The organism is Acinetobacter dispersus (assembly GCF_009884975.1).
GTDB lineage: Bacteria > Pseudomonadota > Gammaproteobacteria > Pseudomonadales > Moraxellaceae > Acinetobacter > Acinetobacter dispersus.
Window position 1 is genome coordinate 1,879,017 of the sequence record NZ_CP041970.1, and the last position, 12,929, is coordinate 1,891,945.

Below are 12,929 nucleotides of genomic sequence, written 5' to 3' on the forward strand. Positions count from 1 at the left end.
CCTCCGCTAAAAGTGCCTAAATAGTTAAAGCACTTCAAATTCAATTCGACGATTTTTCTTACGTCCATCTGCCGTTGTATTATCTGCAACAGGTTGACTTGAACCTTTACCTTCGGTACTTAAACGATCAGCCGCAATACTTTTACTAACTAAGTAATTTTGTACCGCTGCAGCACGTTGCTGACTTAACACCGTATTCTTATTGGCATCACCAGAGCTATCGGTATGTCCAATAATTTTGACTTTCTTGCCACCAACTTTATTTAAAGCCACCGCCATTTCATCCAGAATCTGTTGTCCTGCCGCGGTCAGAATGGCACTACCTGATTCAAACTCAATGATTCGATTTTTTAGTGCATCATCAATAATTTTTTGCTCAGCTTGATTTACTGAAAGCTGTGCGTTAAAGCGATAAGGCTGTTGCACTAAAGATTGAAAACTGGTTGTAGTCGGTTGAATTTGGCTTGGATCAGTCATTTTCCCAGTTAAATCAACCTGAGTTCCTCTCACCTTTAACTGACCTTGTGAAATCTTTTTCAGATCTGGGGTAATGACACGAGTCACAGAATCACTCCAGCCATTCGGAGCTGAAACTGGACGAACCTGAATTTTATCGACCACTTGGTCTGCACCATAGACAGACTGCATCTTGGCCAAGATTGCCTGCTTACTCGCATCATTTGGAACAACACCTTCCACCACGATCGGTGCGGCGCTAGCAAGGTGGCTTTGGCCTAAAACAATTAAGCCAAACAGTAAACTTGCCCAGATAGATTTCGGATTATTTCTCATATTCATTCATCTAAAAAAGTTTGTCTGAACAGCTTTAAACCTTGATTGAGGCTTAACTGACGCTGACAAAGTGATTGTTCTAATGTTGCAAGACCTGCATTCTGTTCAAGATAAGCATCAATCCATTGTGCTTGGATCAATGATACCCAATGTTCACTCTGCATGTTTTGGGTAAAGATATCGCTGAGTGCCATGATGTCGGCACCTTGAAAACCGATAAATAGAATTGGCTCATCTCGATGTAAAATACCAATCAGAATTTCAGTATTGTTAATACCTAAGAATCGCCCGATCATACCGACCCAAAAAGCCGCGATTTCATAACAGTACATATGATTATTAATGGGAAGGATCAACACTTTATTTAAACGGCTGGTGCCATTTTTTAAGATCGGCTGTAGTAATAGCCCTAGACCAATCATACTTTGTGCAAGTTCATAGACATTGATTTTCATCAATTGTGCAAATGAGTGCATGGTATGGTTTTCATAGAAACCATTACATTCTGTTGCAGTGAATAGTTGCACCACATTCGGCAGGTTATTCAATTTCTCCAACATGATATTGGTATCTCGAATACTACGAAGTACCCGATTACGTTGGAATAAATCAACCAAAACCGACTTGTAGTAATACGGCGCTAATAACAGATTTTGATATGGCTGCTCCACTTCAAGTAATTGACTGAGCACCATTGGAAATGCTCGACCAGAGCTATCTTGGCTGGCAATCAAGTTTGCTGCCAAAAACATCGACTCAGCAGGATTGGCAATAAAGAAATCCAATGCAGGTAAAGATTCATAACGCTGCTTAAAATCTGGTGCACGCATGGCATGCTCAAGTGCTTCTGTAATCCACTGATCAAGTACCTGAATTAATGCATACTGCCCTTTGGATTTTAGAAAGTCACCACGTGCGGGTGTCTTTCCATAATACAAAGGTGTCGTTTTTACTTGCTGCATCCAAGCCCCTCCTGCTGTTCCGTGATTATCCCTAACATTACGGTGTTGCTCCTTGAGCAGGTGCTGTTGGCTGTGGTTGAGGTGCAGCAGCTGCCGCACCCGCAGGCATTGCTTGAGCTGAGACTACACGTACTGCCTTCTCAGTCACCACTTTATCCACCAACTGTAAACCTGAATAACCACGGCTTGAACCAATATTGCCAGAGCTATTACCACTGATTAATCTGAAATTCACTTTCAATGCTAAAGATGGTTCAGTTTTGCTGGTCCACGTCATTTCAAAGCTACCATTTTGTTCTTTGCGTTGTGCTGCATCGATTAAACGGTTGATACCATACTCACCTGGCTCTTCAAAAATCGTATGGGTTTTACCTTCCAAGTCCACTGCGGTAATACGCGCGCCCGGAATTGCACCTTGGTTCGGCCATACGAAGTTCACCCATTGCTGAATGCCGTTTTCAAACACCATACGTTGACCATCAATATCAATGGTGTATGACAAGTATTGTGGATTCGGTAATGGGTAGAACTGGAAGTTTGATTGATTAGATACAGGTGCAGCCGCAGGCTGATCTAGACTGCCTGTCGCCATGCCATTGATTGGTGCTACGTATTGCTGAAATGCCATCACAAATTGTGGATTTAAGCTAATACCTAAGTCTTTCCACGTCTTCGAAGTCAAGACATAACCACGGCGGATCACAAATGGATCTAAAGCTTCTTTTACAAAACGTGCAATGCTACCGGTCTCACCAAAGATTTGACCAATTTCACTACTGGTTGCCTGTAAAGTTACACTCGAATTAAATGGATATTTTTGACTTAAATTGGTTTTAAATGGTTGATACGCTTGGATTCCCCACAACTTATTCAACTCATCTTGGGTTGGCACAATCAAGCTTGCAAAAGACTGAGTTAATGGTGTCATCAACAGTTTTTGTAATACTTGTTGATCTGTATCCTTGAGACCCACCATCATTTTTTCATCAACATATTTCTGTGTAAGGTTAAACACAGATGTTTGATCATTAATGGTTTGTTTCACCAAGGCCATCGCACTTGGGCCAATCTCGCCCGCTGTTTTGAGATCATTGAACTTACTACGCACTTGCGCAAGGTTGTTCATATACTCATCAAATAATGACTTATCCTGTAAATCATCACGCTTACGCACCAACTGATAGAACATTTGATATTCTTGTGAAATCGCACCTTGTGCTTTATTCACCGCCTGAGCTGCTGCTTTGTCATCTGAATTATTCAAGACTTTACGTTTAAACCACGCCACAAAGCCTTTTTCAGGTACTGCAAGTTCAGCCTGTACAATTGGATTGTCCCAGTTGGTTTCGATCGCAATGCGCTGTAATAAAGTACGGATTGGTGAGTTTTGTGGCTCGCCTAAAACATCGATACTTTTCACTTGCTGAGCAAACTGATCCGCTTTGGCATAATAAATACCATTCAGGAACTTTTTCCATTCTGCTACATATTCTTGCTTATACAGCGCCACCAACTGCTTACGGATTTGTTCAGGGCTACCTGAGAAAGTAAGGTCATCAGATTGACGACTATTCAGTACCCAATCTTTACTGTCCGTTGGTTTATTCGCTGCCTCTTCAATCGCTTTCTCTACATACTCATCCCAAGCTTTTTGTGTAAACACACCTGGTAAAGCATAACTACCAAGAACAATACTGCGGTTTTGTTCACCCACAATTTGTCCAACCGTTACCGCAGGGAAGCGTACTGCTGCACGCATCTTAATTTCGTTATACACACGATCACGCGCAGGCATACCGCGAATTACAGACAGTAAAACTTGGCGGGTTTGATCAACCACTTGTGCATCAGTTTCTAATACAGGGAAACCTTCTTGATTCGCCAGAGTCATGGCATAAGAAAGAATCTTCTCTGCATCCTGAATCATTTCACCACGTGGCATTTGTCCACGATTGGCATCTAACCAAGAACGCCAGAAACGTGAAACTTGATCACTTAAATGACTGGTATCCATATATTCATGATTACTCATCATTAAGTAGGCTTTCAGTGCGTTATAAGCATCTTGCGGATTCGCATCTGACGGTTCTAAATATTGCTGAGTCTTGGCAACTTGCTTGATCTCTACATTGACATGATTGGCTTTTAAAGTCGCTTCATTATTTTTGACGCGTTGTAGATATTGCGCAATATTTTGTTGTGTTGGGGTCAAGACAATCTGTTTAATGCCTTTGAGGTATTCCGCTTTTAAGCTTTCACGTAATTGATTGCCTTGGTAGAGGCCAAAACTGAATTTTAATGGACGGTTTTCATCAAACTCATCCAGCTGCTGTAAACGTTCTTGTAAAATCAACAGTGCTTCAAGTTGAGTTGATAATTGTTGACCTGAAGATTTCTCTAAATGAACGACTTTATCTAAGTCAGCTTGAACATCCGCAATCAATTGCTGGTTGTTACGATATGACCAAACCCATACACCGAGTACCAAAGAAACGCCCACCAAAGCGGCAATAAAAGCGATATAACGCTGACGCTTTTTCGCAGGATTGATATGTTGCTTCACAAGGTCCTTATCTCGCAAAATCACATTGGAGAATAGACCTTGGAGGAAATAACCATGATTGGGTGCAATCGATTGTGCAGTGCCTTCTTGTCCATTGCCTTGGATTTGCTGGAGTTGAAATTCTTGGGCAATGTTTTCTGTCATCGGGCTTTCAATCACACCCTCTTGCAAAGCACTGGTAAAATAGAAACCACGGAAAATAGGTTGGAACTGGTATGGATTATCTTCAAATAAAGTACCAACAAAACTTTTTAGTGCTGGTTTGAGTGTTTTAAATTCCAATGGGAAAGTCATGACACTCGGAGAAATATTTTGCGAGTGGCGACGACTTAAATGCGTAGTACTGACGCTCTTTAAACCATCATAAAGAATGCTGTAATGTTTTTCGAATAATTCCACTGCATTCTGAGACGAGTTCTGCTCATAAGGTAAGGTTGCACCCCACGCCTGATTATATTCTTGCGACTCATAGCAATCAAAAAACTCAGTAAAACCTGCAATCAAGTCCATTTTAGAAAAGACCAAATAAACAGGAACCACGACCTCAAGCTTTTCAGTTAAGTCCTGAATTCGAGCGCGCAGATTTTTGGCTAATTTTATTGAATTCTCAGGGCTCTGGCTGATCAATTCGGCAATACTGACGATCAGCACCAAGCCATTGACAGGGGCTTTCGAGCGGTTTTTCTTTAGAATATTTAAAAAGCCCAACCATTCAGAATGATCTTCTGAATAAACCGAATAACGGCCTGCAGTATCTAGTAAAATCCCTTCTGTAGAAAAGAACCAATCACAGTTACGTGTACCACTTAAGCCCGCTGAAACCATTTTTTGATGGGTTTCTTCAAATGGAAACTTCAAACCAGAATTATAAATTGCAGAGCTCTTCCCAGCTGCGGGATTACCAATCACCATATACCATGGTAATTCGTATAAGGCTGCATTGCCTTTTTTATCTCCCAATTTAGATTTACGAATCAGTTGAATCGACTCTTTCATCTGTTGCTGGATTAACTGTAATTCGGCTTTATCTTTGTGTTGACCATATTCAGCTTGGCTGTCTTGCTCAATCGCATTGGCAAGTTCTTCACCTTGTTCCGCATGGCGTTTTCTTTGAATCAGCCAATAAATGCCGTAGACAATTAAGCCCAAAGCATAGGTTGCTGCCAATGCCCAAAAGATATGACGTGGAATGGACGAATATGAAGAAATCAGTGCCACGAATAAAGACAAAGCAATAATTGCTTTAGGATTCGTGATGTACTGCCAAAGATAACCTAAAATGATATACATTGAGTTCTCGAATTCTTAATAAAGTTAATCAATTAGCAATTGCTACGCTGTCCTGATCTAGTTCGACCTCAGGAAAAGCTTGAATAAATGCTTGTAAATTTTGTCCATAAACAAAGGCAACTTGCTGCTCAGAAAGATGTGCCCCCAACATCAATCCAAAAAGTTTTGCCACGTTTTGGGTGTGTCCAAAAATCGGTTTACAATATAAATAATGGTGTGGTTCGACTGGGCTTTGGGTAAAGAACCGCTCTAACTTTTTCACAACTTTAATGTCTGCGCCATCTTCAACAACCAGAACAAAAGGGTCTTCCGCTTGATATTGTGGTAAGTCCGTAATCTTTAATTCTTGGAATATCTGATTTAAATTATTTTGATTTAATACCAGATTAAAGGTCTTTTCTGGCTGCAACTGCTCCAGTTGAACATCTGGATGCGCCAAACAACTACTGCTAATAAATTCAGCAGGAATATATGCGCTGGCTCCCCAAGACTTTTCATCAATAATGTCTTGATCAATTTCTGAATCACTGGCAAGGATGAGTGAAATTTCATGTGGTTGATTCTGAATCCGTTCAAATAATTCAACCAAATGCTGCTCTGTCGATGCTGCACTAAGATAATGATATTCAATATGAAATTTTTGCAGAATGATGCCTAAATCATAAAAAATGCTTTGGAGTGCTTCATTACTACTCGCATCATTCCAGGTATGCACCACATCCTCAGACAATAGGATATGTAGATTCAGCTTGTCTAAACGATAAACCTGTTCAACCTGAATCGCGTCACCATCCTCTGCTCCCGAAAGACTTGGATCAATCCAAGCTGGGTGCATCCGATATTCATGCAGATTTTGACTTTCATAAAACAAACTAGACTGCTTTAAGTGGTCAGAAATCGAAACTAAAAGTTCCGTATGCTGTTCAAGTTGATGATGAATCAATGCCATGATGCGCTGCTGTCGTATAGGTAGAAACTGCAGCGCCTCCTCATCCTCACTTTCAACTTGCGGATCTAAGGCTTCAATTCGATAAGAAAGGATAGGAACGCCATGAAAGTTCACCAAATGTTGATCTAACTGTGGACTACTAAACTGTTTAATGCCCTCAATAATTGAATCATTTTCACCTAAAGCACTATAGGCACTCGCTGCATATAAATTTAATTTTAACCATTTACTCTCTTGAGCAATCTCTTCAGTTTCAGTTGATCCGCCTTCCTGACTTTGCGCAGCCAGTATGGCTTGTTGCTTTTTCTCTTTATGATGTTGATACGCCTTATAGATCAACCAAGGCGAAAGCAAAACCAAAGTAATCGCAACAGGTAGAATCAGGAAATAGTTAATCAGATCAGCAGATTCAGGCTGATATTGAATATCTCGCCAATAATAGATAACAATCAATCCAACCAAAATAAAACAGCTGATTAAGGTCGCTAAAATTTTCTTTATCATTATGCGGCTCCTAAAAGTGCATAACGAGTTTCGCTGTTATGTTGTAATTGTGCCGACGGCATTAAAAATGCGCCCTGCCCCAGACCGATTTCATGTCCTGAGTCCAAGCGAATTGGAGCAACTTCACTCTTGTCTAAAATCAAACGTACATCAATAAATAGCGTTGGACTGCACCATGTTTGGATTAAATGCTTTAACTTTTTATTCAAAGGCTGATCAGGTAAAAAAGCTAAATACTGCTCACGACATAACGGCCCGATTTGAATTTCGATTTTTCCATCAATTTGCTGAACGGTATCACCACAAAAGGTATTCACCCCAAGTAAGCTCGGATTATTTCCACCCAAACTGGTCTTTTGTTCATCGCCCAGTTTAAATTTTTCTTTTACAAATTCCTGAATCTGTACCTCTTCATTGAATACACAAGACAACACTGTTTTTAATGCATGTGCAGTATTATTTTGTCCCTGCATCAAACCAGAAAATTCTGCAAAATATTCATCTAAATCATGCTGTTCATGCTGAGCACGAACATAACCATTTAAGGCATGCAAAATATCTAGGTAATGATTATCTTGTTCGATTTCATAACGCACAGCTAGATTATAAGTCAAACTGGCATCGACATATTTAGCTGTGAGCTTATGATTAAACAAGCCTAGAAACTCTTTAATCTCAAGTCGTTGCTGACGTGTGCTTTGTTTTAATTTATTGGTATAGGTATAAGGAAGTGCACCTTGTGTGCCTGTTAAACCCACAACCAAATTGGTCAAATGAATCCGCTGATCTTCATAGCTCAGTTCTTCAATCTCGGTCGCGGGGAAACTTAAACTAAATGAGGTGCCAAATTTAAAATCGTCAGACCAATCCTGTTGCTGCGTAACTTCTGATTGATGTCGCAACAATCGTGTCGATTGAACAAACTCAAACGAGCCTGATTTTTTAAAAACTTGATCGACTACAGAAGAGTCTTGCCACCAACGTTCTGCACGCATTGGTATATCTCCTGCTGGTTAAGACTGTCTTTTACGACCACATCAACAAAACTATTAATTTGAACTTTCAGATTAAAAATGTGACTTAATAACTGACTAAAAATATATAAACTGTGACCTCTAAATACATTCTTATTGACTGTCAATTCCGCTTTAACACCACGAATAAACATAGGAAAAGGCTTGGCATTCATCAACTTATTGGTGGTTGAGAAACTCAGCTGCTTCAAAGCATCAATCAATAAAATATTTTCTTTGGAATGTGGCAGATTATATAAAGCCAACAGTTCTTTTACATGACTCAGTGCATCCCCTTTCATCAGTGCCAAGGTATTGAGCGAAAGATGAGAAATAATACGCCATTGTTCATTGCTGTTTTTATCAAAATGATAAGGCGATGTTGGACGCTTTAAGATCAAAGCACGTCTTGCCAAACTACTATCATTCAAATTGAGAATGTTATTGCTCTGACTTAATGCTTCATGTGGCAAATCACCATTTGAGCAGAGTAATTTGGTACTAATAAAATCGGACTTAATTTCATAGGGCTTCAAATGCTTAGAAACAATTGAATAGCCCATCTGCATGTTTTTGGTTTGTGTAGGCAAATAATTTAAAGAATAGAAAAATTGAACCTTATCATTGTGATAATGACTCATCGCAAAAAAAGGCAAAACAGGAAGATGCGTTTGTTCTTGATTGGTTTTTTCCCGCACCATGTTCATTTCAGTAATTGAATAAACTTGATACAGCTCAGGATGATGCGCATCAGTAATTAATGGATATTGCAGTTGCGTATGTGAGATCTTTTGTGGTTCTGCCTGCTTTTCAAATAAGTTAATGGCAGGTGTAGTAAACAGTTTAAAATTGGCAATATTCAGTTCTGAGTAATTACGCACAATTGCCTGATCATTCAAATTAAGTTTGAGATGAATCAAGACTTCAAAGTCATTCTGTTGTTGTAACAAACCTTTTAAAACACTTAGGTCAAAGTTCAAATAATTGAACTTCTCTGGAAAACAAAAGTATTCAATCAACAAGCGGTAAGCATGATGAGTATGTTGATCGATCGGTAATAAGCTTTCCTGCTCGCTAAATCCCATCACGGCAAATGGATTGGCTATTTCGACCACACGTTGTCCGACGCGAATCGAAAATCCCGTTTCTTTACGGAAAATACTGTCCAAAACTTGCAACGGGAAATTTGAAATTGCATCTAAATAGATCGGTAATTTTTCACCCAAAATCCATGATTGAGCATCATTAAAGATTTCAAATTTCAGACTCAGGGTCGCATTCTGATTCAAATGCATATGTGTACTTGGCGAAGTTTGAAACTCTAGATTGCTCAATGTAATCGGCAATAATCGGACTTCGTTACTGGTATTAAACTCACATTGCACGCCCTTAAAACTACGCGATTTCAATGCGGTTTTTTGCGGAATGATATGCGCCGCACTAAGTTGTTTGAGCTTATTAATATCTTCAAAGCTGACAACGGTGCAGGCTGGGAAATGACGCAGATATTGAGGAAACATCACCTCAAACAGAGAATGAGTAAACAGATCATAACTATCTGCTAATTTTTTATCGATACGTGCAGCAATCAGTGAAAAGGCTTGAATTAACCGTTCAATATGTGGGTCATCAATTTGTTCTTGATTTAAAGATAAGCGTTGCGCAATCTTCGGGTATTTCTGCGCAAACTCTCTGGATTGTTGACCGAATTCTTGTAGTTGTTTTTCATAATACGGTAAAAGTTGCTCTATCACAGTTCGCTCACACTAAGTTCTGGCAGAAATAACATATTGTTGTGTTGTAGGTTTGAGTAAAGCGTCAAAAAAAACAGGTTCATAGAGTGGGTGAATATTTAAGTAGGCCTGAATACTTAAACAAAGTGATCCCATATTATGACCATCCAAGAGCATCTCAACTTTGATCTGTCTTAATCTTGGTTCATGTGCTGCAATAGACTGTTCAATCGATTGGCAAATCTTGTCACGATCGAGCGGATTGGCGGTAGATAAGCCAACAAAATCAATAATCCCAAACTGCAAAATCGATTTTTTGCCAATGGAAATTCATCCATATCTCGGTCAAACTGTGCAATTCGACTATTCAGTAAGTCTTCCAAATCACGAGCAACTGACTCTCGTAATTGCTGAATTGACATCCCTCTTAAATAATCTTCTTGCTCAGGTACTAAACGATCAAATAATGTTGATCTGAATCCGTATGGATATAAATGATCTAAATTCATTTTTATAAGAACAAAATATTGGAAAAAATAGAGGCTAATAGGCAACTATTAACCTCTATTAGAAAATCACAATACCGATTACGCAGCGTATGAAGCTGTGTTATTAGAAAGTGACCATTTCTTAGTAACAGCACCTTTCGCAGTACCGTTAATGTCTTGTTGGTTATAAGTCCACTCAACAGCAGCGTATTTCAAACCAAATGTTTCTGTCGGAACACCTTCTTCATTTACAGTTGGTGTAACACTAGATACAAGAACGTGTTTCAATTTGATTTGTAAGTACTTGATACGCTTGTCACCATTTGCACGGTAATAATCGATTTGTACTTCGTCAAATGTATAACCAGCAGAACAAGCTTCCCAAAGTTTTGGACTAGTTGCATCCAAATCTTTAACGAAAATCATGTCTGAATGTTCAACACGTTCAGCAGTATGACCGCCAACGCTACTTGAAGTCGCAGATTTTGGTTGACGAATGTTATGAGCCCAAGAGTTAACTTCAAGCCAACCTTTGTGTTCAGAATCGCGAGATTCTCCGTCTACCTTGTACTTACCACGAAACTCAACATATATATCTTTCATTTAAAATTTACCTCTATTTTATTTAAAGTTATTATCTAGCTGATCTCATTATTAATTTGAGGACTGAGGTAGTTCAGTCACGAGTCGTAAAGAAACAGATAACTCGTCCAGCTGGAAATGCGGTCTTAAGAAAACCACAGACTTGTAGTGACCCGGTTGAGCCGGATCTTCTACAACTTTTACAGATGCCTCACGAAGCGGATATTGTGCTTTTGCTTCTTGAGACGCACCATCATCTAGCAAGACATATTGAGAGAGCCATTCATTTAAAAATGCTTCAACATTGCCTGCAGATGCAAAACTACCCACTTTGTCACGCATCATTGCTTTCAAATAATGTGCAATGCGCGATACCGCCATGATGTATTGGATTTGGCTTGAAAGTGCAGAGTTTGCATTCGCCGTATCACTGTCATATTTCTTCGGTTTTTGTGCAGATTGCGCGCCAAAGAAAGCTGCATAATCAGTATTTTTACAATGAACGAGTGGGATAAAACCAAGGTCACTGAGCTCTTTTTCACGACGGTCTGTAATTGCAATTTCAGTCGGACACTTAAATACAACTTCACCATCCGAGGTTTTAAAGGTATGGACTGGCAAGCCTTCAACTAAACCACCACCTTCAACACCACGAATCGCAGCACACCAACCATGCATATCAAACGCGTTGGTTAAACGTGTTCCAAATGCATAAGCAGCATTCATCCACAAATAATCATCGTGGTTTTCGCCAGAAACATCTTCAACGAAATTAAAGCCTTCAGTCGCAGTACCCTCTTTTGGATGATACGGCAAGCGACCTAAAACATGTGGCATGGTCAAAGCAACATAGCGAGAGTCTTCGCTGTCACGGAAAGAACGCCATTGCACGTATTCAGCTGTTTCAAAGATTTTTGAAACATCACGTGGACGGTCAATATCTGTAAAAGATTCAAGACCTAAAATACTTGGGCTTGCTGCTGAAACAAATGGCGCATGTGCTGCTGCAGCAACATGAGAAATTTGTTCCAATAAATACATATCTGACGGTGTACGATCGAACTCGAAGTCACCAATCAACGCTGCATAAGGTGCACCACCAAATGAGCCATATTCTTCTTCATAAATCTTTTTAAACAAGGTGCTTTGATCAAAATCCGTTGCACCTTGGAAGTCTTTCACCAACTCTTTTTTCGTCGTATTCAACATACGAATTTTAATCATTGAGTTAGACGGTGTTTCTTGGCAGAAATAATAAAGACCACGCCATGTCGATTCGATTTTCTGGAATTGCTCATGGTGCATAATTTCACTCAATTGATTTGAAATTAATGCATCAATTTCCGCAATACGCTTATCAATTGACAAGGTCATATTTTCAGAAACAGTAATCGTTCCTGCCATGACTTCTTTTGCCAACTCACCAATTAAGCTTTTTGCACGTACATGCTCATCATCATTACGGGCAATACGGCTTTGCTCAACAATTGAGTCCAACAAATTTGCTGATTCAGCTTCAACACTCGCTGCAGCGGCTGCTTGTAAATTACTCATTTTCAGCCTCCGCACTCAATTGGCGAACTTGATCAGTATTTTTTAATACTTCATCCAGCAAATCTTCTAAACGTTCGCTGTTTGAAATCTTATTACGCAAATCAGTCAGACGTTCACGCGCTGCAACCAGCTTACGTAATGGGTCAACTTGTTGCACCACTTGCTCAGGGCGGAAGTCTTCCATTGAGTTAAAAGTTAAATCAACAGACATACGTCCACCCTCTTCCGTCAAAGTATTTTCAACTTGGAAAGCTGCGCGTGGAGCCAGAGATTCCATCACTTCATCAATGTTATCTAAATCGACATTGATAAATTTTTTGTCTTTTAATTTGGTTTTTTCCAACTCAGATGCAGCTGAGAAATCACCCATTACACCAACAACAAAAGGGAGTTCTTTTGACTCTTTACCATCACCAACTTCAACATCGTAAGTCAGTTGTACACGAGGGGGACGTATGCGTTGCAGTTTTTTCTGTACGCTTTCTCTCTTTGCCATAAC

9 protein-coding genes and 1 pseudogene are annotated in these 12,929 nt (G+C 39.7%); all 10 read right to left on the reverse strand.

Going from position 1 to position 12,929, the window contains the following annotated elements:
- Positions 1 to 24: 24 nt before the first annotated feature.
- The gene (locus FPL17_RS08680; RefSeq protein WP_159884533.1) at positions 25 to 798 is read right to left on the reverse strand and encodes an OmpA family protein; all 774 of its coding nucleotides are present in this window, start codon (positions 796 to 798) and stop codon (positions 25 to 27) included.
- Positions 795 to 1,754: a type VI secretion system-associated protein TagF gene (gene tagF, locus FPL17_RS08685; RefSeq protein ID WP_159884535.1), complete on the reverse strand. Its 960-nt coding sequence runs from the start codon at positions 1,752 to 1,754 to the stop codon at positions 795 to 797. The genes FPL17_RS08680 and tagF overlap by 4 nt, the downstream gene beginning before the upstream one ends.
- 37 nt (positions 1,755 to 1,791) lie before the next feature.
- Entirely contained in the window at positions 1,792 to 5,607 is a 3,816-nt protein-coding gene (gene tssM / locus FPL17_RS08690) for a type VI secretion system membrane subunit TssM (protein WP_005190386.1), read from the reverse strand.
- Between the two features lie 28 nt (positions 5,608 to 5,635).
- Positions 5,636 to 7,060: a hypothetical protein gene (locus FPL17_RS08695; protein WP_159884537.1), complete on the reverse strand. Its 1,425-nt coding sequence runs from the start codon at positions 7,058 to 7,060 to the stop codon at positions 5,636 to 5,638.
- Positions 7,060 to 8,055, reverse strand: a complete 996-nt coding sequence (tssG, locus tag FPL17_RS08700) for a type VI secretion system baseplate subunit TssG (protein ID WP_159884539.1) — start codon at positions 8,053 to 8,055, stop codon at positions 7,060 to 7,062. The genes FPL17_RS08695 and tssG overlap by 1 nt, the downstream gene beginning before the upstream one ends.
- A complete protein-coding gene (tssF, locus tag FPL17_RS08705; protein WP_159884541.1) occupies positions 8,019 to 9,827 on the reverse strand; it encodes a type VI secretion system baseplate subunit TssF in 1,809 nt (602 codons plus the stop codon). The genes tssG and tssF overlap by 37 nt, the downstream gene beginning before the upstream one ends.
- 12 nt (positions 9,828 to 9,839) lie before the next feature.
- A pseudogene (gene tssE / locus FPL17_RS08710) lies at positions 9,840 to 10,315 on the reverse strand (type VI secretion system baseplate subunit TssE).
- Between the two features lie 78 nt (positions 10,316 to 10,393).
- Positions 10,394 to 10,897: an Hcp family type VI secretion system effector gene (locus FPL17_RS08715; protein WP_005151564.1), complete on the reverse strand. Its 504-nt coding sequence runs from the start codon at positions 10,895 to 10,897 to the stop codon at positions 10,394 to 10,396.
- Between the two features lie 51 nt (positions 10,898 to 10,948).
- A complete protein-coding gene (gene tssC, locus FPL17_RS08720; protein WP_005190398.1) occupies positions 10,949 to 12,430 on the reverse strand; it encodes a type VI secretion system contractile sheath large subunit in 1,482 nt (493 codons plus the stop codon).
- The gene (gene tssB / locus FPL17_RS08725; RefSeq protein ID WP_004805522.1) at positions 12,423 to 12,926 is read right to left on the reverse strand and encodes a type VI secretion system contractile sheath small subunit; all 504 of its coding nucleotides are present in this window, start codon (positions 12,924 to 12,926) and stop codon (positions 12,423 to 12,425) included. The genes tssC and tssB overlap by 8 nt, the downstream gene beginning before the upstream one ends.
- Positions 12,927 to 12,929: the final 3 nt, after the last annotated feature.